The organism is Rhizobium sp. AN80A (assembly GCF_030053015.1).
Classification (GTDB): domain Bacteria; phylum Pseudomonadota; class Alphaproteobacteria; order Rhizobiales; family Rhizobiaceae; genus Rhizobium; species Rhizobium metallidurans.
Genome location: NZ_JASJPX010000002.1, coordinates 764,296 through 785,993 on the forward strand (window position 1 = coordinate 764,296; position 21,698 = coordinate 785,993).

Here is a 21,698-nt window from a genome sequence, read left to right on the forward strand (position 1 = left end):
GACTACCACTCCGCGCCGATCTGGGTGCGGGCAAGGGCCAGCTTCCGAAAGAAATAGACGGTGAAGGCGATCGACAAGATGATCGAGACATAGGCCATGGCGTTTGCAAGCCCCATCTGAGCATCGGCGTAGGCGGTGCGTCCGACCAGCGTCCACAAGAGCTCGGTTCGCCGTGCCGGGCCGCCATCCGTCATGATCTTGACGATGTCATAGGCACGCGCGACGTCGAGCGAGCGGATCGTCATGGCGATGAAGGCAAAGGGCATGAGAAACGGCCAGATGACGTAGCGGAACGTTTGCCAGGGCGTGCAGCCGTCGACGCGGGCGGCTTCCACGGGTTCCTGCGGCATGGCCAGGAGACCGGACAGGATAAGGATCGCGAAGACCGCGGTGGACGACCAGACCTCGGCGACAACGATCGAAAAGAGCGCGAGGTTGCCGTCAATCAACCACGGGATCGCGGTGTCGGTCAGTCCGAGCGCCTGAAGCGCGTTGTTGATCAGGCCGACATTGTCATTGAACATGAACGTGAACTGGAAGCCGACGAGCACCGGGGAAAACATCATCGGAAACATCATGAGCGTGCGCAGCAAGCGCTGGCCCATGGTTGCCCGGTTGACGAGAAGCGCCAGCCCAAGGCCGAGCAGCATTTCCAGGTTGAGCGCGATCGTCAGCAGCACCACGGTGCGAACGAACGCCGCGAGAAAGACCGGATCGGTCAGGATGCGGACGTAGTTGCGCAGGCCGACGAAGACGAAGAGCGTCTGCGGTCGGGTCAGGCGAAACGGCGTGAAACTGGAATAAAGAGACAGCAGCAGGGGCACCAGGACCACGGCCGCCAGAACAATGATGGCCGGCAGAAGCAGGAGAATGGGTGTCGGAATTTTTTTGAGCATCGAACGACCTGTCCACGCCATATCGGGCGCCTGGACTGCGAGAGGGAGCCTCGGCGGGCTCCGTTCCTCCAAAATGGGGCCCGCACCCATTCGCGAATGCGGGACCCTCCATGACGGGATTAAAGCGCGCCGGCGTCCTTGAGGATGTTGGTCGCCTTGTCGGCCGCGGCGTCGAGAGCCTCCTTGGAGGTCTTGTCGCCGAGGATCGCCGACTGCAGTTCCGGATAGACCGCGTTGGAGATCTCGATCCATTCAGGCGTGCGCGGGACCGGGAAGGCATGTTTCATGGCTTCCTGGAAGGCGCCAAGAGCTTCCTTCTTGTAAGGATCGCTCGCGGCCTGTTGAATATCCCACTCCCAGACCGCCTTGCGGGTCGGCAAGGTCCCCGTCGCGGCCTCGATCTTCTGTGAGTCCTCGTTGGTTAGGAACCAGACGAGCGACGCGGCCGCGTCCTTGTTCCCGCAGGCTTCGGTGACCGAGAAGCCGTGGTGTCCGGACCAACCAGTCCGCTTGCCGGACGAGCCGGCGGGCTGAACGATGACGCCGACATTGCCGGCGATCTTGGAGTTCTTTGGATCGTTGAAGTAGGAGGCCCAGCCAGGCCAGTCGAGATCAAGAGCGACGGTACCCGACGCGAAGCCGGCACCGAGGTCATCCCAGAGGTAATTGGTGGTTCCGACTGGCACCGCCTTGGCCTTGTACATGTTCACGAACCAGTCGAGGGCGCGTACACCGGCTTCGGAGTTGAAGGTCGGCTTTCCGTCCTTGTCGAGGTATTCACCGCCCTCGGCGACCAGCATTTCGAAGAAGCGACCATTGATCGCCTCTTCCTTGCCGGGGAACTGCGTGCCGAAGAAATTCGGCGGATTTGAGAAGAAGATTGCCTGATCGGATACCTGCTTCCAGGTATCCGGCGGGGCCAGGTCGTAGCCGTATTTTTCCTTGAAGGCCTTCTTCTTGGCTTCGTCGGTGTAGAGGCTCTTTTGGTAATACATCGCCGACACATCGAACTGCGCGCGCGGCAGCATGACCAGCTTGTCATCGATCGTTGACGCCGAGATCGTGGAATCGACGAACTTGGCGATTTCCTCGGCGGGAAGAAGCGGCTTCAAGTCGGTATAGAGGCCCTCATAGATGGGCGCGAAGGACGAGTGGTTCGAGCCAACGCACCACTTGATGTCGCCCGAGGCCAGGTCCGATTTCATTTCCTTGTCGAGCTCGAAGTAGTTCTTCTTCGACAGCACATTGACCTTGGCGCCGGTCGCCTTCTCCCATTCGGCGATGCGCGCGTAGAGCGGCTCATACTGCTGGCCGCCGATCAGCTTGGCATCGATCGTCACGCCTTCGAACTTGCCCGGCAAATCGGCGGCACTGGCAACCGACGCAATCAGCGAAATCCCAGCCGCGAGGCTGGCAACCAACTTTCTCATATTCCTCTCCTCCACAACGACGATCCCTCCAGGAAAGTCGGCTCCTCACATATGAGTTTTATTTTCATATACAAACGGCAATAAAGCGCCGGCGTCAAGTGGAACTTTCCCTTCTCGAAACCGCGATCTGCGTATATGCAAATCTTATTCATAGGAGACCGTACATGGAAAACGATGACGCAGACCGTTACCGCGCACCGGCGCTCGACAAGGGTCTCGACATTTTGGAACTATTGGCGAGCGTCGAGGACGGGCTGTCACAGACGGAGATCGCCAAACGGCTCGACCGCAGCGCGAACGAATTTTATCGCATGCTCGATCGACTGGTGCGTCGCGGCTATGTCGCCAAGCTCGAGGGCGACCGCTTCGCGCTGACGCTCAAGCTCTTTGGCCTTTCACAGTTGCATGCACCGACCAGGCGTCTCGCCTCCTTCGCGACGCCCCTCATGCGTGAGCTCGCCCAAAAGACCCGCCAGGCCAACCATCTCGCGGTCTTCGATCGCGGTAACGCCGTTGTCATCGCGCAGCAGGAAGCGCCTGACTATTGGGGGATCTCGATCAGGGTCGGCTCGCATGTGAACCTCTTCGACACCGGCTCCGGCCATGTGCTTCTGGCGTTCAGGGATAAAGACGAGCGCGAGCTGATGATCTCCGAGCACGTGCGAAGCCGTGACGACATCGATCTCTCCGAGGATTTTTATGAGCGCCTCGACCAGATACGAGCGCAGGGTTACGAGATGATGCCGAGCGCCCAGACGGCCGGTGTCTACAACCTCTCCGCGCCCGTGCTCGGAGCCGATGGGACATGCATGGCGGCGCTCACCTGCCCCTATATCGCATTGGTCAACGCGCCCGGGGCCCCGGATATCACGCGCACGATCGCGCACCTGCAAAAAACCGCCAAGCAGCTCTCTATCCTGGTCGGATCAGACGAGATCGCGAAATCGCAGCCGTCTTCATAAATGAATCTTTTATTCCGAGTTGGGTGGGCGCGACCGCGCGCGCATTCAAGCCCATCCGTATTGATCGCTAATGATCCGCGGTCAGGGAAGCAAGGAGAAGAAATCAGCCGGACCCGCGGTTCGGGCTCAGCCTAATCATTCCAATCGCGGTAGTGACGGCGATCCCAATCGCGCGCCCGCCGATCGGCTTCACGATGATAGCGGTCCCGATAGTATTGACGCTCGGCGCGCTCAGGGTTTTTGGTGCATCGCCACGGCTCGCGGTGGCAGACGTTCGCGTCACCGCCAAGCAAGCTGTCCTGCCCCTTGCCGTTCACATCAAAGGCGAATGCGGGAGCTGCGATCAGCAACGACAGGCCGAAGGCCGCAATATGGTTCTTCATCAAACACATCTTTCATCCGCGTTGCTAAGTGGGCGTGTTCACTCACTCGCCCAGCATCACCGGAATAACTGGTTTCGAGACCAACTGTTCCAGTGCAGGCAACGGCCAGCCTCGCATCGAGAGGCAGAAGCAAAGACTGGGCCACGGCATGTTAGACATGCGACCGCGTCTCCGGAACTGCCGAGAGGCACGGACTTGGCACGCGGAGTGCAGGCGCGAACCATCAGATTGTCTTGCTGACGTGGCGTTCACGCCCATAGAGCGAAACCAGCGCGACGATTATGACACCGAGCGCTGCCTGCACCGCTGACGGTTGGAAGCCTAGACCGATGAGAAGCGTGTTGATTTCCGTCAGCACCAGTGCCCCGGCGATTGTTCCGAGATAGCTTCCCTGCCCGCCGATCAATGCCGCACCACCGACAACCACGGCCGCGATCGTCTGGAAAAGATAGGGTTGGCCTACATCGCCGTAAGCCGACCCCGTAAATCCGAGCAACAAGACGCCAGTTGCCGCCGAAAACAAGGCACTGATCGCAAAGGTCACGGCCCACATGCCGACAGGATTGATCAAGGCCAGCGGCGCGGCGCCAGGGTTGCTGCCAAGGGCGTAAAGCCTGCGGCCATACGGCGTGCGAGCCAGTATCAACGCGACGATCGCGGCGAGGACGGCCACGCACGGGACCACCCACGGCAAAGGCAACGGCCCAGCACTTCCCCCAATCGAGACGAAGTCAGAAATCGCCCGCGGCGCCGACCCCGACGGAAAGCCGGCTGTCCAAAACAAGACAGCACCCTGGACCACCATGCCAGTTCCGAGCGTCACGATCAGCGGATGGATGTTCAGACTACGGGATACATAGCCGTTGAACGCGCCAATCAGTAACGCGATCAGCGCGACGATCAGGCAGACGATCGCGAAATTCCATTGCTGCCCATAGAGTTGGGCCGCCACCACGTTCGCAAAGCCGATCACGAAAGGTATCGACAGATCGATGCCGCCAAGGATGACGACAAGGGTCTGGCCGATGCATGCAATCGCCAGCAGCGATGCGAGCACGAGCAGCGCGCGGATCGCGAAAGGCTGCGAATAACCGGGAATGAGTATCGTGCCGATCACGTGCAGCAGGATGACGATCGCAAAGGCGCCGATTGCCCGGCCAGTCGTCTCCCTCAAGAGTTTGGTCGTCATCATCGGGCGCGCGCTCCCTTGGCGCTCTTTTCCTGAAGCGCGGTCAGCACGACGGCGGCAACCAGGATCGCGCCATATGCGATTTGAAGGACGTAGGTTGAGACATTGAAGGCGGTCAGCGCGCTTTGCAGCAAGAAGATATCGATCGCACCGATCGCCGCTCCGGCGAGCCCGCCGCGCCCACCGGCAAGGCTGACGCCGCCAAGAGCGACCGATGCGATGGCAATCAAGGTATAACTGGCGCCAATATTCGGGTCCGCCGACCCGATCAGTGCCGTCAGCATCAGGCCAGCGATCGCGGCGAACAGACCGGTGATCAGATAGGAGATGAACCGCACTTTCGTGACCGGCACCCCGGCGGTATAGGCAGCGCGATCGTCGCTGCCAACCGCCATCAAGAGGTCGTAGTAAGGAAGCTTCTTGATAAGCAGCCAGCAAATCGCGACGGATGCAAGCGGCAGGATCGACCAGCTCGCCGACATTGCCTTCAACCAACCAGGGGCTGGACCGACAGGCGACGGCACGATTGTCAGCGTCACCCCGCCGAGAACCAGATAGGTGCCAAGCGTCGCGACGATGGGCTGGATGCGCACGACGGTCGCCAGAAAGCCGTTGATGGCGCCGATCGCAAGGCCCGCGAGGAGTGCCGCGGGTATCACGACGGCGGGCGATGATATGCCCATTGTGAGAAAGAGCACCTGGATGACGATCGCGTTGACGAAGCCCATGGCGGGTCCGACGGAGATATCAATACCACCGCGCCCCGCCAGAATAACGGGCGCCGATGCCAGCGACGCGCCGATCAGCGGCGCCGCGAGCCCGATCAGCGTTCCCCAATTGGCTGGAGCAAAGCGGGTCGGATTGAGGATCAGGTTCAATGCCAGCAGCAGAACGAAGAGAACGCCCGCGAAACCGGCGTTCCTGACGAGATCGGCAAGACCAAAAAAGCGGGCGCCCATATCAAGCGGCCTTTCCAAACATGGCCGAGATAACGTTCCCGGCCGTCATTTCAGCGCCGGCCATCTCGGCCGAGATTTCATGCTCTCGAAACACCAGCAATCGACCACAAAGGAGGAGGATCTCCTCTATCTCACTCGACAGGATCACCAATGTCATGCCGTCCGCCGCGAGCTCACGAAAGACGCCGTAGAGCACGTGGCGGGTGGCGACATCGACACCGCGCGTCGGATCGTTCAGGAGGAGTACGTCGGGGCGAAGCGCCAGGGCTCGCGCGAGAAGTACCTTTTGCTGATTGCCGCCCGACAGCGTGGTGATCGGGGCGTCGAGATCCGGAACCTTGATCGAAAGCTTCTGGCGATAGGCCTCGAAGCGCTCGCGACGCCTGGCCGCTGTAATCAGCCCGGCAGTCGTGTCCGTCCAGACGGTCGCGATCGCGAAATTGTCGAGCACGGACATGGATGGGAAGATCCCGGTCGCCCGCCGATCGCGGGGCAAATAGGCTATCCCGTTGGCGACGGCCTGGCGAAAACCTCGCAGCGGCCTGCCTTGGCCTTGGCGCGAGACGGAGACCTGTCCACTTGCCGGCGTCACGAGACCCGCGAGTGCCTCCAGGAATATCTGCTGCCCATGGCCGTCCAGTCCCGCGAGACCGACGATTTCGCCAGCCTTGAACGTCTGGACTATTGGCCGGGCGCCGTCTTTCAGGGTGAGATTGTCGACAGTCAACCGGAAATCATTCATGGCTCAAATCCTCGGCCATGCGTGGGGCCATCGCGGCGAGAAGTTCCTCCGATGAGGATATCCCGGCCTCCTCGGTGCGAACGAGACGTCCGCCCCTGAGGATCGATATCCTGTCGGAGAGCGCCTTGACCTCGTCCATCCTGTGAGTGATGAAGATCAGCAGGCTTCCGGCATCAGCCATTTCTCGCATCAGGCGAAAGACGGATTGGCGGTCGCCAAAATCAAGGGCGGCCGTCACCTCGTCGAGGATCAGGACGCGTGGGCGCCGCACGACCGCGCGCGCCAGGACGACGAGCTGCTGGGCGGCGAGAGGAAGCGATCCGGCGGGGGCGTCGAGCGGAATGTCCGTGACGGCAAAGCGGCTGAGCGCGTTGGCGGCGGTCTCGCGCCGGCTGTCGCGCGCCACGCCGCGCGTCCACAAGCCATCGAGCCCAAGCAGGATATTGTCGGTCACGTTTCGATCAGGCGCGATCAGGATTTCCTGAAACACAGTGGCGAAACCCGCGCGTTGGAAGCCGGCTGGGTTACTGGCGGCGAAGCGCGCGCCGTCGAACCTGACGACGCCTTCATCCTGGGCAACGATGCCCGAGAGGATCTTGACGAGCGTGCTCTTGCCCGAGCCGTTTTCGCCGAGGATCGTATGTATGGTTCCGGCACGAAACGAGACCGTCGCGTCCGACAGGGCGACAGTCTCTCCGTATCGTTTTGATAGGCCTTCGATTTCTAGCATGTATCCGATCCGGGGTGGCGCGGTCATGGACCGCGCCCGTCAATCTTACCTGGCGCAGGCGTCGGGCGTCTTGGCGTAGTCCCATCCCGGCGTTGGCTTGGCGCCATCGAAATAGGCGTTGAGCAGATCCTCTGGCATTGGATCCGTCGGCGGCACGGGGAAGATCGACACCGCATCGGGCGTCATGCAGTCCTTGTACCAGTTGGGCAGATCGGCATTGTGGACGGCCGGGATGGGGATCATCAGCGTGTTCAGCTTCGGCTTTTGCCCGTCCAGCATGCGCACGCCCACTCTAAAGAGCGTCTGCGCGGTCCAGTGTGGCAACAATGCATGGCCTTCGAACCTGTACTTGTCGGGGTTGGCCTTCCAGTATCCAAGCGCATCGCCGGTCAAGGATCCGGTGATGAGTGGTGCCGGGCGACCGGCCTGCGCGAATGCCTCGGCGACGACGCGGCTTTCGCTGCCCGTCGTCCAGACAGCATCGACCGGCGCCGGATTGGTGGCAATCGCCTGGAGCACGACCGTCTTCGTGACGTTTGCCGTCCAGTTGCCGTTCACCGAGCGAGCAACCTTCAGGTTCTTGTCCTCGGCGAGAGCCTTGTCGGCACCCTGACGTTCCTGAGCGACGATCGGATGACCGGCGATCCCCTCCACCATCAGCACGTTACCGCCTTTCGGAAGCGCCTGATTGATGGCTGTCACCATGTCATAGCCCCAGCGGGCATAGTTGGAATCGACATTGATAGCGTTTTGGCTCGTCACCGAGCCGGCCGCGGTGACGAAGGGGATTTTTGCCGCGGCCGCCGCGTCCACCGCATCGTCGAGCGCGGTCGCGGAGCCCGGGATCGAGGTGATGATCGAGCAACCCTTGTCGATGAAGGCGCGGATCTGGTTGATCTGCTGGCTGACGTCGTTGTTGGAATCGGAGACCTCGAAGCTGGAGACGCTGCCATCGGCGATCAACCCGTCGACGAGGCGTTTCAGCTCCTTGGTGACGGTAACGCGCCAGGGATTGCCCTGGTAGGATTCCGAATGACACCATTTCCAGGGCTTGGCCGGCGGCGTCCAATTGCCCCAGGCCGATGGGCCCACTTTTTGTGGAGCGCCATCATACTGCGCCTTCAGCAGATCGGGCAGACCCGAGACGACGGTGCTGACATCGTCTTGCGCCATGGCTGGCACGCCCAAAGCCGCCAGGCTCGCGCCCGCCAGAAAAATACGGATGCTCTTTCTCATTTCACTCCTCCATATGGCGCCCGGTTCCTCCCGCGCCCAATTTCAAAAGCTGTTGGCAAACATCCTGTTGAGATCGGCGACCACCCGCGGTGCCGCTTCTCCATCCTTGAGGCCCTTATTGATGCGGTCGGATGCCTGCTGCTGAAACGCCATGTAGCCGTTGTGCCGCGGCCGCACCCAGGCGCCATCGAGGGTGGCGCGGGTCGCGCGATAAAACTCCGAAGCGTTCCGGTTGACGTCATCGTCCTCCCAGGCGGCGGAATGACCGGGCTGCCCACCGGCCTTGGCATACAGTCCGCGCTGGATTGGGCCGCTCGCGATCCAATAGGCGAGATCGATTGCCTCTTTCGGGTTCCTGGAGAAGGCCGAAACCGCGATACCGGTGCCCCCGAGCGCCGATCCAATTGGGCCATGGCTGCCCGCGACGGGGATATCGGCAAACCGCACCAACCGGTCGCGGAAGCCCGCGATCGAATAGCTGACATATCCATAGATAAGGGGCGCGCAGACGATGCGGCTGTCGGCTGATGACATCTCCTCGAAAACGGCAATCGGGTCCATCTCGAAACAGGCGGGATCGACGAGCGATGCGATCTCGCGCATCATCTCGAAGGTCTGGGCTCCAGCGTCAGGTTCAATCAAGTGACCAGGCTCGACGCGACAGGCATGTCCGCGATTGGCGGAAAGCGTGTAAAACGTCATCAGCGTGTGCGGAGGGCGAAGCGGCAGCAAGACCCGCCCTTCCCTTGCTAGCGAGATGACCTCCGCCCAGGTGGCGGCGGGCTTTGCCAATTCGTCCGGCCGGTATGCCTGGACCTGCGTCGCCGCGTCGATCGGAAAGCCCCACTGGCGGCCATCGGCATTGTAGCTCGGGTAGGACGCACCGACGCTGCCGGCAGCGAGCGCTTTCCGCTCATCGGCGCGCTCCGTCAGATCGAGTGGCAGCAGGCATTTCTCATGGGTGATCTGTCCGACATGCGGATGATCGATGACGATCAGGTCGTAGGCGCGCGCCAACTCTTCGACGGGATAGGCCTCGAAGTCCTGCAGGGAGCGCTTTTCCCAGTGTACGGCAATGCCTGTCTCCGTGTGAAACAGTTCAGAGCAGGCGACCATGGGATCGTAGCCACGCGGATGGCTCCATGTCATGCCCTTCAACGTCACCTTGCTCATAGTCCGAACTCCTCGCGGATCGCCGCGCTATGTTCGCCGATGCGGGGCGCCGCGCGATCGAATTTCGGGCGGGCACCATCGACGCGAAGGGGTGAGCGTGTGGTGAGGATCGACACGTCATCGTCACGGGTGACGGTTTGCAGCATGTCGAGAGACTTGAAGCCGTCGCTTTCCATGAGCTCGTGCCAGTTCAAGACCTTGGCGCACCAGATATCGGCCGGCTCCAGGATGGCCAGCCATTCGTCGATCGTGCGGGTCGCGATCTTATTGGCGATAAGCTCCTTGATCCGGTCACGATCACGGAACCAGCTTGTGGGATCGTCGCGATATGGATCGAGCTCAGGCATGTCGAGGAGATCGGCGAGCTTGGGTATCGGGGTCATGGCAATCGAGAGGTAGCCGTCGCTGGCGGCATAGACGCCGTAGGGCGCGGAAAGATAAGCGTGGGCGCTGCGAAAACTGGATCGTCTTGGCAGACGCTTGCCGTCGTTGAGATGGGTGGTCAGCACCTCGAACTGGAAGTCGACCAGTGCCTCCATCAAGCTTGTCTCGACGAGACTTCCCTTGCCCGTCACGCCTCGGCGCACGAGTGCCGCCAAAATGCCCTGACAGGCGGCGGCGCCCGCCAACATGTCGCCAATCGCCAGGCCGAAGGGAACGGGACCCTGATCCTCGTCGCCATTGAGCCACATGACGCCGGAGCGTGACTGCGCAAGCAGATCCTGGCCTGGTCGCCTGACCCACGGACCCTCGTCGCCATATCCACTGATCGATGCGTAGACGAGACGCGGGTTGAGCGCCTTGACCGCTTCGTAGTGAAGACCGAGCCGCTCGATGACGCCAGGTCGGAAATTCTGGATAACCACATCCGCGCTCTGAAGCAATGTCCTTAATGCCTTCAGATCACTCTCGTTTTTAAGGTCAATCGCCAGGCTTTCCTTTGCGCGGTTGATGGCGTGGAAGATCGTCGAGTCACCGCCGATTTCCGTGTCGCTGAGATAAAGACGTCGCGACAGGTCACCGCCATCGGGACGCTCGATCTTGATCACCCGGGCGCCAAGATCCATCAGCCGGAGCGAGCAATATGGGCCGGACAGGAACTGGCTCATGTCGACGACCACGAGGCCGCTGAGGGGGAGATCATTCGATTGCGTCATTGCAGATTACTTTTCCGTCTTGCCGGCGAAATCGGCCGGGTTCTTGTACTTCACGGTTTGGAGGTGCTCGCAGTAGAGAACGAGTTCGCCCTCGCCCTTGAAGACTTCATAGCTTGCCCTGATCAGGCCGAGTTCCTGGTAGCGAGGGCGTTTGTCGAGGTTGGTACGGATCGTGTAGATCGTGTCGCCGATGAAGACCGGCTTGATGAAGCGCAGCCTGTCATAGCCATATGAAAAAGCATTGACGCAGTTGGTCGCGACCAGGCCAAGCCCAGCGGAAAAGACGAAGGCGCCGGCGACCAGGCGCCGACCGAACACGCCGTCGCTTTCAGCAAACATCTGATCCTGGACGTAGGGATGAATGTCGGTCACCAGCACATTGAAGAGATGGCTATCGCTCTCGCCAATCGTGCGGCGCAACGAGCGGATCTTCTGTCCCTCGGGCCAGTCCTCGTAAAACCAGTTTTCGGCGTTCCACACCGGCAGATCGGCATGCTCCCGCGGCATGTCGGATGGATGCGTGGACGAAATCCCGACGGTCGGCTCCTGGCCCACAACGATGCCCTCCCCGGCAACGAAATTTCTTATGTGAATATCACTTTCACATATGCATCACCTTTGCAAGTCCATTCGATTATGCGATCAAGGAGACGGAGCATGGACGGAACGGGAGGCCGGATATGAGTGACGCCTATTTTCTTTTCATCGGATCCTGTAACCGCAAGACGCCCTACTTCGCGTCGGCGAACGGCGCCGGCGTAAGCGTGTATCGGTTCGGCGAGGAGAGGCTGGAGGCAACGAAAGTCACCGAATATGCCGACATCGACAATCCGACTTACTTATCGGTGAGCGCGGATGGAAACGCGGTCTATGCCAATTCCGAGATTTTCGGCTGGCGAGAGGGACTTGTCACCGCCCTATCGTTCGACAAAACGTCCGGCGCCCTTACCTATCTCAACATGCAGCCAGCGCGCGGCAGCATCACCGCCCATAATGTCGTCACGCGCGACGGCAAGAAGCTGATGGTCGTGAACTACGGCATGGGTGACGGTGGACCCGACCAATCCCTGGTGGCATTTCCATTCACAGACGAAGATGGTCTTTATCCGCCTAACGCGTCCATACGCCAGATCGGTCGAGGGACTGACACGGCCCGGCAGGAACGCAGCCACGCCCACAGTGTCGTGGAAGTCAGCGACAATCTATTCGTGGTGGCCGATCTCGGCTGCGACACACTAACAAGCTATCGCTTGGAGGGCGATCAACTCCTCCGTCTCTCGCAAACGCGGTGTGAGCCAGGCGCTGGACCTCGACACACGGCCCTTCACCCGAACGGGCGTTTTCTGTTTGTGCTGAATGAACTTAACTCGACTTGCTCAAGTTTCGCCGTGGATTCCGGTTCAGGGGCGCTGACACCGATCGGCTCGACGAAAGCACTTCCGGATACCCACGGAAACCATTGTTCCGATATCCAAATCTCGCCCGACGGTCGTTTTCTTTACGGCGGAAATCGTGGCCATGACAGCATTTCGGTGTTCAAGACGCTCGACAATGGCGAAGTCGAACTCCTCTCAAGCGTGCCCTGCGGCGGCAAGACACCGCGAAACCTCGCGCTTTCCCCGTCTGGTCGTCATCTGTTTTGCGCCAACCAGGATTCCGACCAGATTTCGGTGTTCGAACGAAATGCCGAAACCGGGCAACTACAAGATACCGGAGTATCCATCGAAACCGGCACGCCAACCTGCATCAAGACATCGGCGGCCTGACCTGGATAGCGGCGGCTGCATCAAAACCCGAGTACATCGTCCCAGTCCTGTACATACAGCCCAATCGAACGACAATCACGCTGTCCGGTGGCACCATCATATCGAGGCACATTCACGTTGTCGTCCGGCACCAGGTGATGCAGGTAGTCAACCGCGCGCTGCGCATGGGCCGCGGCTTGAAAGATGGCGCGCTTGTCGCCACGCAGCACGTGCAGCCATCCGTCGATGTAGCTTGCATGGTCGGGTCTCGGTTCGAGCTCAGGCGTGATGCCGAGATCGGCGCAGAGGAACGCGCTGCCAAGTTCGGCGATAAGCTCTTCACGAGCACGTTCCGTGCGGTCCTTGGCGTAGCGGGATAGATCGCGGTGTAGACGAGCGGGTGTCGATGTCCAGTGCGTCATTTCGTGGCTGAGGACGGCGACATAGCTAGCCTCATCGACGAAACTGTCGAGAAGTGGCATCTGGATGTAGTCCTTGGCGGCGGCATAGTATGCGGACGAACCGCCATGGCGGATGAGCGCTCCGGTATTGGCGAGGAAACGTCCGGCCATCCCGATACGATCGAGCGGATCGGATAGATCGACATTTGCCTGATGATGCCCGTCAAGGCCCTTGATCTGGTCGGGTAGGGTAGGCTGGCGGCACCTCAATGAGGACGCGGCTCAGCCCCCTCCGAACCGGACTTGCACCTTTCAGCGCATCCGGCTCTCCACGACTACGTGTTCCATCACGTCGTTGGTCAACTTGGCCACCAGCATGGACGGAGCGATGACAGGGCTGGCAAAGCACAATGCGCTTGCGTAATCGTGCTGCCGGCATGTACCGGGCAAGCCCCGCTTTTTCCATTTCCGCGATCTTTCTGACATGATGGATTTCACATGGAAGATCTGTTCGACCGCATCTGGCACATTTCTGCGCGTTGAGGCGTTCGACCATTTCTGTCCTGCTGAACACGAACTTTGATGATTGTGGGCGATCAATGTCACCCCATTTTCGCGGTTCGCACTTCAGGTCCTTCAGCTGCCAGATCTTGATCTCTCGGGGTTCCTCTCCGACTTGGAAGCGAACGAAGAAGTCTTGCCCTCGGCGCATCTTGGCGAAGATTTCCCTCGCAGACGTTTTGTGCTTTGCCGCGATGGTCTTGACGCAGCTCATCAGGGCAAAGTACCCGCCCTTATTGAGCTTGCGTTTCACATCATCGGCAAGCGCATAGTAATTTGCGAAGCCTCTCCATTCAGCGTTGTAGGCCATGACAATTTCGACGTCACTCGCCAATGTCAAAGCGGGACGGTGGCGAGGACGAAAGGCATCGTAGTCGCCCCATCCTTTGCCATTGACAAACCGGACCACCTTTTCCCTTGGGACATTCAGCTTCAAACGATCTGCCAACCCTCGCCGCAGTGCGGGACGACCATAAAAGGTCGCCTTGTGCGGATTGCGGTTGGTCGATGTCCTGACATCGTATCCAAGGAAACGTGCTCCGTCCGAAGCCTTGCGGATGCCGCTTTTCTCATCCGATACGCTCAGTTTCAGGTTTTTGGAGAGGAATGTCCTCACCTCTTCCATGATCTGCCGCGCATCATCTTTGCTACCAATTATGCCGATCAAGAAGTCATCAGCATAACGGCAGTAGCGGAGCCGCTTGTAATTCGGATCGAATGCGTCGGTGGCCGGCACGGTCAACCGTTCCGCCTTCAGCCGACTGATCTCCTCCAATTTGGATTTGATCTCTGCATCATCATCACCTCGATCAAGACGAAGCTGATCCACTTGCTTACGAAGCCGCGTCAGACGATTCATGATCCGTCGGCCTTCGACCGATGGAACACGTTTCCCGCCCCTATGGTAGGCTGTGACCTTCGATTCCATGTACTCGTCGAGTTCATGGAGGTAGATGTTTGCCAGTATAGGGGAGACGATACCGCCCTGTGGGGTGCCGCTGTAGGTTCGGTGATAAACCCAATCCTCCATATAGCCCGCTTTCAACATTCCACGGATCAAGCCGATAAATCGGCTGTCGTGGATACGTTTTTCAAGCAAGCCAATCAGGATGTCGTGATCAATGTTGTCGAAGTATCCGACCACATCGACATCGACCAGCCATTTCACCCCTGTCCACACCGCACGGATGTTTTCCAACGCGGTATGACAGGATCGGTTCGGTCTGAACCCATGAGAGTGCTGCGAGAACAGCGGCTCATAGATTTGCTCCAGAAGAATTCGAACAACCTCCTGGGCCAAGCGGTCTTCCGTCGTCGGCACACCAAGCGGCCTTTTCTTGCCGTTGGCTTTGGGAATGTACACCCGACGTACTGGTTGCGGGCGATAGGTCCCATTCGCCAGCCGTTCGATGATCGAACATATCTTTTCCGACGTGAAGCCGTCAAAGGTCTGTCCGTCAACTCCCGGTGTCATCGCACCCTTATTCTGTGCGATTTTATGGTAGGCTTGCTCCCAAAGGAGCGGAGCCCTCATAAGGCGATAGAGCCCATTGACCCGCCGACCCGACCTAACAATGATCGGGAGCGATCCAATAGCCCTTTTGATAGTATCTGGCAGCATTAGCACACCTCTTCGAAAGGTTTTGGATCGTAGTCGCTGCCGTCCTTCCCCTGATCCGCAGAATTTTCGCCCAAGTTGCCCTGAGCCTATATTCTCGACCATCCGATGATTTCGGCTGTCCCGGTCATTACTCCGGGCATTTGAGTACTATGACGGCTCCGTACCCATACAGGTCATCGGCAGAACCGATGCCTGCTTAGGGCATCCCGTAATTACGAAAGCGGGAGATACGATGTGGTTAGGTGCCCCGTTCGTTCACTTACCCCTCCGATGGAGGATGCGCCGAATGGGCTGGCTTTCCCGATATCGGGGTTGGAGGACCTCAACACCCTGTCCTCTGTCCATTCGGTGTGTCGTGTCAGTCGTTCTACGACACCGCTCCGGTTGTAGGCCGCTGCAAACTAGGATTCAGGCAGTACAGCTTTCACCATACACATCTTGCCCTGACCCGCCGCATCGCAAACGACTTTGATGCTTTGGGCCTTTTCCGAACATGCTATTGTTCCCCGCTCCTTTCGGAGTCACAATCGTTGCCGATCGAGGTTAGTTCGGCAGGCATGAGCTATTCCAGCAAGCTCATTCACTCATCGTGACACTCCCTATACTTTCGCCGTTACGGCGCACTGTTGAAGACAGTGTAGGCCTTGATGAAGGGAATGGTGCGTTCGACGTCATCGCCTTTTTCGACTGTCTCGGCGCGGATGATTGAACTGGCGAAGACGACGGTCGTGCCGGTCTCGCCCTTGCGGACGGCGGCTCCCAGTTCCAGGTCGGGTAGCGGGGCAGCGTCGCCGCTGCCCCGCCCCCTCAGAACCGTGCTTGCGAGTTTCCCCGCACACGGCTCAAGCAAACCGCTTGCGATCCCGTACACTCCTCTCCGCAGCAAGAGCCTGGAGATGGCAGTAGAGGTGCATGAGGCGCTGATTATCGAGCGTGCGTTTCCCACCAAGGCGAGGTGCCGTGATGTGGTGAACGCACAGGGCCTCGTCGTTGTGCAGGGTCTCACCGCAGCGGAAGCACATGCCTCCTTGTTCTTTGGCGAGAGCCTGTTGCCGACCGGAAAGCTCGGCATGCTGACGCGATCTTCGCCGCACCCAATAGTCTCGGAGGGCTGGATCATCTGGCGATGCGCCCCCTTTCACAAGGATATGTCGAACGATCGGGGTCCACGCAAACTTGATGAGACGACCGCCGTCTCCGGCAGCATCGCCGAAGACCCAGTAGTCCATTCTCTTGGGGTGTAACTTACCCCAGTATTTGCGCGTGACCCAGTACCATGGCTTTTGCGGATGTGTCTTCCGCGCCCAACGGACCTCTTTGCCAAAGATCCAGCTGTCGAGTTGGGCGAATAGCCGTTTCGATACCACGCTCCGGTAATAATTGCTCCAGCCTCGAATGATCGGGTTTAGCCGAGTAAGGACGGTGACTATGTTCTGACCGTCCAGTCCTCGCCATTCCCGTATCATCCTGGCTTTCAGCGATTTCACCGATTTCCGGGAAGGCTTGATCAACAGCTTCCAGCCCCATCGGGTTTCCGGACTCCGATATTGGCGGATGTTGAAGCCGAGGAAGTCGAACCCATCGGATAGATGCACTATCCGCGTCTTCTCGTCTGAGAGGACAAGGCCCCGCGCTGCCAGCCAGGCGGATAGTTCCACCCGAGCCTGACACGCATCTTCTTCGCTATCGCAGAAGACGACAAAATCGTCTGCGTAGCGGATCAAACACCGCTTGCCGACATTGTCGCCGCGGGTGATGTATTTCACACCAACCGCGGCCTCCATGCCGTGCAGGGCGATGTTGGCGAGCAGAGGACTGATCACGCCACCTTGCGGCGTACCACTATCGCTGTCGTGAAAGACCCCGCGCTCCATGTACCCCGCTTTCAGCCACTGACGAATGAGCTCCTTTGCAGGGAACCCTTCGATGGCGTTGAGCAGGAATTCATGGTCGATGTTATCGAACGCCCCTTTGATGTCAGCATCGAGAACCCATCGGCGGCGGCGCACTGGTGCGGCGACATTGTAGATTCTCGCTATGGCATCGTGGCATCCCCGTCCCGGCCTGAACCCATAGCTGCAAGGCTCGAAGCGTGCCTCCCAGAAGGGTTCGAGCGCGTTTTTCACCCGCGCCTGCAAAGCTCGGTCACGGATGGTTGGGATTCCAAGGGGGCGCAGTTTCCCGCCTGCCTTCGGAATATACACCCTACGCGCTGGCGCTGCTCGCCACGGCTGAACCGACATGAGGCTGTCGGCCAACTCGTTGCGAGCCTCGACGGTCGTCGTGACGATGCCGTCTACGCCAGCAGTGTATTTTCCCTTGTTCTCCTGAGTGACCTGTCGCACGCTTTTCAGCGTGTTTGAGTAACTCCGAAGCATCAGGTTCTGTAAAGAACGCACCTTGGCAAGGTCGTTCTCACGGGACGCCCGGAAGATGCGCTGTCTCAGATTGCGGACGCGCCGATTGACTTGCCGCCAGTTGACGGCATTCCAGTCGGTCTGTCCCTTGGTTCCGTTTGCAGAAGAATTCCGCACCTAACTTTTCCCTCGGTTAGCAATCATCACAACGTCTTCGGGCGGTTCACCAAACCCACGTCAGCAGCCTTTCGGCTTGAGCATTGCTCTATCCGGCAGGTTATGGATTCCCTTGATCTTTCGATCTGCCGACATTCGCTTCTTGGGTCTTCCTGTTCCCGCTGGGCATTCAGCTTCCCTTGCGGTCGGCCTACCGGCGTTGCCACCGGTTCCCATCGGGGTTTCCGTGTTCCACATGAAGGAGATGCGGTCGGGGCGGGCGCTCTCAGTACGCCGGGGCGCGGTGTTCGCGGTGGGGCCAAGCTCACCCCAGTTCGCATTTGCCCAGCTCGGCCGTGTCAACCAACGGTTACGGCCTTACTACCTCACGGCGCGTTTCGATGAGAATTCACTCGCGTTCGCCCTTCCGACCTTCGCCTCGCCCGACAAAATGCGTTGGCTGCATTTCCATCTTGGGCTTTCATTCCCGCTTCACACCACGCCGTTACCGACGTCGCATGGGGAATGTGGCGACAGAGTTGAACACTACTCATGGACCCATGGGGTCACTCCTTTCATGCGACTTTCACGTCGCACTGCCTGACGATAGGTCATCCAGGTCGAGGAGGAGAAGCCTCGGGCGATTGCCTCGGACCAGAGGAGAAGGACGTTGATGCCGGAATAAGGCTCGCCATTGTGGCGAAGTGGACGGGTGACGGTCGCTGATGGCGAGGCGCTGTGCCATGGCTGGATCCAGGGACGCACGCCGCGGTCGAGTTCGGCGATGATCTTGTCGGTGATGCGGCTATAAATATCGGATCTGTGGTTGCTGTGCTCTCTTGTCATGTCGGCCTCCGTTCGGGGTCGCGACCATCGCGACCTGCCACGGCGGTCCGAAAGCCAGGCTAGAAGCGTCGGCTGGCACCCGTAGGGCCGGAACGAAGAGCAGGACGGCAAGGCCGTTGCGGCCGGCGCGAGCCTGGCAGGACAAAAGCCGGGGCAGGACGTGGTGATGCTGGCCTCGAAATGGCGGTGACGGGCGGGAGCAACGCCCGCCGCGACTGATTATCCTCGCCGCACCATCGACTTCGCGATCTCGACGATATCATCACGCGATGCCGTCGGATCCTCCTTCGACCAGGCAATGCCAAGCCCGATCTTGAAGTCGATCCCCCTCACCTTCTTGAGCACGAAGCTGCGGTTGGGGATATCGGTCGTCCATTCCGGTGCGAAGCCGATGCCCAGACCGGCGGAGACGAGAGAGACCAGCGAATAGGTGTCGTCGCAGCTATAGGCGACGTTCTTGGTCAGATCGTATTCCTCGAACTTCCCATTGAAATACCGTTCGGTGTAGGAGAGGTTCTGCCGGTTGAAGGCGATGATCTTCTGATCGCGTAGGTCCTCGATGGAGATTTCGTTGAGGGAAGCGAGAGGATTGCTCTCGGCGACCGCCAGGAGATAGCGTTCATGGGCAACCGAGAAGAAGCGCAGCGATCCGATGTTCTCGACCGGCCTGATAAAGCCGAGGTTCAATTGTCCGGTCTCCAGTCCGCGTATAATGTCCCCTGTGTTGCCTGAAGCAATGTGAATGCGGACGTCGGGAAACTTGCGGGCGATCTTGCCAAGAAACAGAGGCAGCATGCCCATGGTGGCTGGATAGACGGTACCGATCTTGATTTGGCGGATGCGGCTGCCGCCGGCGGCCCGCGTCAGCTCGGTCGTCAGCTCCATCTCGCTGAGGATGCGAACGGCACGATCGTAGAAGGTCTCCCCTGCCCTCGTTAGTTCGACCCGACGTGTGGAGCGGATGAACAAGGGGCACCCGAGCTCCCTCTCCAGCGCCATGACATGATTGCTGAGCGCTGGCTGGGCGATATTCATCTTGATCGCGGCACGACCGAAGTGGAGTTCCTCGGCGACCGCTCGGAAAAGGGATAGTTGGCGGAGTTCCATGGTGCGGCACCAGTGAAATAGAAATTCGGCACGGTGAAACGATCAGTCGAGCCTTTGCTCGCCAACATCAAATCTCGAAACACAGGAGCAGGCATCCAGCGCTAGAAGAATCAGCGCATTTTGCTTACGAGTGTAGTCGTACGATTTGCGCGACAAAAGGTCAAGCGATTTCGCTACAAGCGTATTCATTTTTATGGTGTTTGATGGCGAAATTAACTCCAGAGGCAAATCGAGCAGCGCGAGCAATGCTGAAATGGTCCGTGCGTGAGCTCGCAAAGAATGCTGGCATCGCGTTTTCGACTGTTCACCGTTTCGAAACAACCGGCAGCGCCACGGAATCTACAAAGGAGAAAATCACCTTGGCCTATGCCGCTCACGGAATCGAGATTACTAACGGTGACTATACAGGAGTCCGCCTACGACTTTCATCCACAGATCGCTAATGGGTGGCTGGATTGAACAGAAGTATCTTTTGCGAGTGCCCCACACGGATTTAGCCTGACGCTTGACGAGACGCCTGTGGGGGATCTGTCTTACGAGATATCGTTTGCTGGAGCGCCGGGATTGAAGCGCATTGGCTTGCAGTGCGCGTAGATTGTTTCGACAGCAGTTGGGATGGCCCGCCAAGCGTTTTTAAGGAGGGCCTCTGGCGGCCTCGGGTACACTGCTGATACCATGTCGAGCAGATCTGGCTCGGTGGCTTGCATCAGTATGGCCATGATGGGTTCGCCGGTGTGTTTCTCGGCCATGAGGGGCGCCCAGGCTGCCAGGTTGAGTTTGATGGCGCCATAGAACCCATCGGCCCAATCGCCGGGCAGGACTTCCTCGTCATCCGTTCGCATGAACATCGGAGCATATCGGCCGGGCGCCGTCAGTTGGTGAGCGATGAGGTTGTAGTGATCGACGATCGTTTCGATCACGGCGTAGGTCTTGTTTCCGACGAACGCCTTTTCTTTGAGCCGCTCAGTGTCGCCGAAAAGAAGGTGGTACCGATCACCTTCGCCTTTTGCCATGCGCACGCGCGGCGCAAATTCTTTGAGCTGGCCGACATCCAGAAAAATGCCCGCGACCGCAAACGCAAGGGCAAGCCGATCTCGCCGATCGCATTGGAGGCCGTCCAACGGTACGACGCGCTGTTTGAGATAGAGCGCGAGATCAATGGATTGAGCGCTGTAGAACGACTGTCCGCGCGGCAGGAAAAGAGCAAGCCGCTGTTCGATGACATGCACGAGTGGCTGAAACAGGAGCGCGCCTCGCTCAGCAAATCGTCCGAGGTGATCGAGCCGATCGATTACATGCTGAAGCGCTGGGATGGCTTTGCCCGTTTCCTCGAAGATGGCCGGATTTGTCTCACGAACAATGCGGCCGAGCGCGCTCTGAGAGGAATTGCACTCGGGCGTCGAAACTGGACCTTCGCCGGTTCCCAGCGTGGGGCTGATCGAGCCGCCATCATGCTCTCCGTCATCACGACCTGCCGCCTCAACGACGTCGACCCAAAGGCGTGGCTCGCCGATGTGTTCGCCCGAATCGCCGATCTTCCCGTCTCTCGCCTGCACGAACTGCTGCCTTGGCAATGGAAGGCCCACAAAGGGACGGCTATCGTGGCGGCCGCGTAAACAGCTCCCGGAACAATGCTTCCGAGCGCTCCAAGCCTTCATCGGTCAGGATCAATGACTTCGACTTGTTGACCGGGTCGCCGATCATGCCCTTCTTGTGAAGCCGATCCGTCGTTGCCCAGTCGAATCCCTTCCAGGCCCAACGCTCGTTATGCAGCGTCAGCCATAGCAGCGCCAAAACGGCATCGTCGATCTTGTCCTCATCGATCTCCATGAACCGACGTTACCACGCGCGGCGCTCAAAATCCTGCGGCCATGCTCGGATGGATACGCTTCTTCATAAGTCCGTCCTCAATGGGCCGAGCTCTAATCCATTCTGGAGGAAATTCTCAGTGGCAGGTCAAATTCTCAGTGGCAGGTCAATGTCGGGAAGCACGGTGGTCTGGCGCAAACCGCAGCGTGCCAGGACACCGCCGCCGTAAGCTGGCGAT

Annotated in this window: 17 protein-coding genes and 5 pseudogenes; 3 read left to right on the plus strand and 19 right to left on the minus strand. The window is 59.3% G+C overall.

Features of this window, described 5'->3' with window-relative positions; translation table 11 throughout:
- Positions 1–2 precede the first annotated feature (2 nt).
- Both P3R82_RS10090 and P3R82_RS10095 read right to left on the minus strand, forming a co-directional pair.
- Positions 3–896 carry a sugar ABC transporter permease gene (locus tag P3R82_RS10090; RefSeq protein ID WP_283193750.1) on the minus strand — a complete coding sequence of 298 codons (894 nt, stop codon included), beginning with the start codon at positions 894–896 and terminating at the stop codon, positions 3–5.
- A gap of 119 nt (positions 897–1,015) precedes the next feature.
- Entirely contained in the window at positions 1,016–2,326 is a 1,311-nt protein-coding gene (locus P3R82_RS10095; RefSeq protein WP_283193751.1) for a sugar ABC transporter substrate-binding protein, read from the minus strand.
- Positions 2,327–2,490: 164 nt separating this feature from the next.
- Here P3R82_RS10095 and P3R82_RS10100 point away from each other — a divergent pair, with 164 nt between their 5' ends.
- Positions 2,491–3,288 (plus strand): IclR family transcriptional regulator, encoded by a 798-nt coding sequence (locus P3R82_RS10100; RefSeq protein ID WP_112436432.1) that lies wholly within the window; start codon positions 2,491–2,493, stop codon positions 3,286–3,288.
- A 131-nt stretch (positions 3,289–3,419) separates the two neighbouring features.
- Here the strand turns inward: P3R82_RS10100 and P3R82_RS10105 are convergent, their stop codons facing one another.
- The 9 genes from P3R82_RS10105 to P3R82_RS10145 all read right to left on the minus strand — a co-directional run bounded on the left by P3R82_RS10105 (position 3,420) and on the right by P3R82_RS10145 (position 11,364).
- Positions 3,420–3,671, minus strand: a complete 252-nt coding sequence (locus P3R82_RS10105) for a hypothetical protein (RefSeq protein ID WP_112949230.1) — start codon at positions 3,669–3,671, stop codon at positions 3,420–3,422.
- 223 nt (positions 3,672–3,894) lie between these two features.
- Positions 3,895–4,863, minus strand: a complete 969-nt coding sequence (locus P3R82_RS10110; RefSeq protein ID WP_283193752.1) for an ABC transporter permease — start codon at positions 4,861–4,863, stop codon at positions 3,895–3,897.
- Positions 4,860–5,819, minus strand: a complete 960-nt coding sequence (locus tag P3R82_RS10115; protein ID WP_283193753.1) for an ABC transporter permease — start codon at positions 5,817–5,819, stop codon at positions 4,860–4,862. The genes P3R82_RS10110 and P3R82_RS10115 overlap by 4 nt, the downstream gene beginning before the upstream one ends.
- A 1-nt stretch (position 5,820) precedes the next feature.
- Positions 5,821–6,561: an ATP-binding cassette domain-containing protein gene (locus P3R82_RS10120; protein ID WP_283193754.1), complete on the minus strand. Its 741-nt coding sequence runs from the start codon at positions 6,559–6,561 to the stop codon at positions 5,821–5,823.
- Positions 6,554–7,291 carry an ATP-binding cassette domain-containing protein gene (locus tag P3R82_RS10125; RefSeq protein WP_283193755.1) on the minus strand — a complete coding sequence of 246 codons (738 nt, stop codon included), beginning with the start codon at positions 7,289–7,291 and terminating at the stop codon, positions 6,554–6,556. The genes P3R82_RS10120 and P3R82_RS10125 overlap by 8 nt, the downstream gene beginning before the upstream one ends.
- A 45-nt stretch (positions 7,292–7,336) precedes the next feature.
- Positions 7,337–8,527 (minus strand): substrate-binding domain-containing protein, encoded by a 1,191-nt coding sequence (locus P3R82_RS10130; RefSeq protein ID WP_283193756.1) that lies wholly within the window; start codon positions 8,525–8,527, stop codon positions 7,337–7,339.
- 42 nt (positions 8,528–8,569) lie between these two features.
- Positions 8,570–9,700 (minus strand): extracellular solute-binding protein, encoded by a 1,131-nt coding sequence (locus P3R82_RS10135; RefSeq protein ID WP_283193757.1) that lies wholly within the window; start codon positions 9,698–9,700, stop codon positions 8,570–8,572.
- The gene (locus P3R82_RS10140) at positions 9,697–10,857 is read right to left on the minus strand and encodes a CaiB/BaiF CoA-transferase family protein (RefSeq protein ID WP_283193758.1); all 1,161 of its coding nucleotides are present in this window, start codon (positions 10,855–10,857) and stop codon (positions 9,697–9,699) included. The genes P3R82_RS10135 and P3R82_RS10140 overlap by 4 nt, the downstream gene beginning before the upstream one ends.
- A 6-nt stretch (positions 10,858–10,863) precedes the next feature.
- Complete coding sequence (locus P3R82_RS10145; protein WP_283193926.1) at positions 10,864–11,364, minus strand: MaoC family dehydratase; 501 nt, start codon at positions 11,362–11,364, stop codon at positions 10,864–10,866.
- Positions 11,365–11,537: 173 nt separating this feature from the next.
- Between P3R82_RS10145 and P3R82_RS10150 the strand changes: the two genes are divergently transcribed.
- On the plus strand, positions 11,538–12,623 hold the full coding sequence (locus P3R82_RS10150) for a lactonase family protein (protein ID WP_283193759.1): 1,086 nt from the start codon (positions 11,538–11,540) through the stop codon (positions 12,621–12,623).
- Positions 12,624–12,745: 122 nt separating this feature from the next.
- On the opposite strand, the pseudogene P3R82_RS10155 reads toward P3R82_RS10150, so the two are convergent.
- The 7 genes and pseudogenes from P3R82_RS10155 to P3R82_RS10185 form a co-directional block, all read right to left on the minus strand.
- Positions 12,746–13,195: pseudogene (locus P3R82_RS10155) on the minus strand (zincin-like metallopeptidase domain-containing protein); the annotation flags it as partial.
- 31 nt (positions 13,196–13,226) lie between these two features.
- On the minus strand, positions 13,227–15,185 hold the full coding sequence (gene ltrA, locus P3R82_RS10160) for a group II intron reverse transcriptase/maturase (RefSeq protein ID WP_349294058.1): 1,959 nt from the start codon (positions 15,183–15,185) through the stop codon (positions 13,227–13,229).
- A gap of 622 nt (positions 15,186–15,807) precedes the next feature.
- A pseudogene (locus P3R82_RS10165) lies at positions 15,808–15,954 on the minus strand (ArdC-like ssDNA-binding domain-containing protein); the annotation flags it as partial.
- A gap of 73 nt (positions 15,955–16,027) precedes the next feature.
- The gene (gene ltrA / locus P3R82_RS10170) at positions 16,028–17,719 is read right to left on the minus strand and encodes a group II intron reverse transcriptase/maturase (RefSeq protein WP_113177758.1); all 1,692 of its coding nucleotides are present in this window, start codon (positions 17,717–17,719) and stop codon (positions 16,028–16,030) included.
- A 573-nt stretch (positions 17,720–18,292) separates the two neighbouring features.
- Positions 18,293–18,544 (minus strand): annotated as a pseudogene (locus P3R82_RS10175) (ArdC-like ssDNA-binding domain-containing protein); the annotation flags it as partial.
- 219 nt (positions 18,545–18,763) lie between these two features.
- Positions 18,764–19,651, minus strand: coding sequence for a LysR family transcriptional regulator (locus P3R82_RS10180; protein WP_283193760.1), 888 nt, complete (start codon positions 19,649–19,651; stop codon positions 18,764–18,766).
- Positions 19,652–20,184: 533 nt separating this feature from the next.
- Positions 20,185–20,607, minus strand: a pseudogene (locus tag P3R82_RS10185) (UPF0149 family protein); the annotation flags it as partial.
- Here P3R82_RS10185 and P3R82_RS10190 point away from each other — a divergent pair.
- Positions 20,605–21,267 (plus strand): annotated as a pseudogene (locus P3R82_RS10190) (IS66 family transposase); the annotation flags it as partial. The pseudogenes P3R82_RS10185 and P3R82_RS10190 overlap by 3 nt on opposite strands.
- On the opposite strand, the gene P3R82_RS10195 reads toward P3R82_RS10190, so the two are convergent.
- Positions 21,248–21,481 carry a DUF6429 family protein gene (locus P3R82_RS10195; RefSeq protein WP_219274755.1) on the minus strand — a complete coding sequence of 78 codons (234 nt, stop codon included), beginning with the start codon at positions 21,479–21,481 and terminating at the stop codon, positions 21,248–21,250. The pseudogene P3R82_RS10190 and the gene P3R82_RS10195 sit on opposite strands and share 20 nt — an antisense overlap.
- Between the last annotated feature and the right edge of the window lie 217 nt (positions 21,482–21,698).

Bases quoted from the DNA above. Each gene is read 5' to 3' on its own strand.
- P3R82_RS10090 (WP_283193750.1), bottom strand. From the start codon at position 896: ATGCTCAAAAAAATTCCGACACCCATTCTCCTGCTTCTGCCGGCCATC.
- P3R82_RS10095 (WP_283193751.1), bottom strand. From the start codon at position 2,326: ATGAGAAAGTTGGTTGCCAGCCTCGCGGCTGGGATTTCGCTGATTGCG.
- P3R82_RS10100 (WP_112436432.1), top strand. From the start codon at position 2,491: ATGGAAAACGATGACGCAGACCGTTACCGCGCACCGGCGCTCGACAAG.
- P3R82_RS10105 (WP_112949230.1), bottom strand. From the start codon at position 3,671: ATGAAGAACCATATTGCGGCCTTCGGCCTGTCGTTGCTGATCGCAGCT.
- P3R82_RS10110 (WP_283193752.1), bottom strand. From the start codon at position 4,863: ATGATGACGACCAAACTCTTGAGGGAGACGACTGGCCGGGCAATCGGC.
- P3R82_RS10115 (WP_283193753.1), bottom strand. From the start codon at position 5,819: ATGGGCGCCCGCTTTTTTGGTCTTGCCGATCTCGTCAGGAACGCCGGT.
- P3R82_RS10120 (WP_283193754.1), bottom strand. From the start codon at position 6,561: ATGAATGATTTCCGGTTGACTGTCGACAATCTCACCCTGAAAGACGGC.
- P3R82_RS10125 (WP_283193755.1), bottom strand. From the start codon at position 7,291: ATGCTAGAAATCGAAGGCCTATCAAAACGATACGGAGAGACTGTCGCC.
- P3R82_RS10130 (WP_283193756.1), bottom strand. From the start codon at position 8,527: ATGAGAAAGAGCATCCGTATTTTTCTGGCGGGCGCGAGCCTGGCGGCT.
- P3R82_RS10135 (WP_283193757.1), bottom strand. From the start codon at position 9,700: ATGAGCAAGGTGACGTTGAAGGGCATGACATGGAGCCATCCGCGTGGC.
- P3R82_RS10140 (WP_283193758.1), bottom strand. From the start codon at position 10,857: ATGACGCAATCGAATGATCTCCCCCTCAGCGGCCTCGTGGTCGTCGAC.
- P3R82_RS10145 (WP_283193926.1), bottom strand. From the start codon at position 11,364: ATGCCGCGGGAGCATGCCGATCTGCCGGTGTGGAACGCCGAAAACTGG.
- P3R82_RS10150 (WP_283193759.1), top strand. From the start codon at position 11,538: ATGAGTGACGCCTATTTTCTTTTCATCGGATCCTGTAACCGCAAGACG.
- ltrA (WP_349294058.1), bottom strand. From the start codon at position 15,185: ATGCTGCCAGATACTATCAAAAGGGCTATTGGATCGCTCCCGATCATT.
- P3R82_RS10180 (WP_283193760.1), bottom strand. From the start codon at position 19,651: ATGGAACTCCGCCAACTATCCCTTTTCCGAGCGGTCGCCGAGGAACTC.
- P3R82_RS10195 (WP_219274755.1), bottom strand. From the start codon at position 21,481: ATGGAGATCGATGAGGACAAGATCGACGATGCCGTTTTGGCGCTGCTA.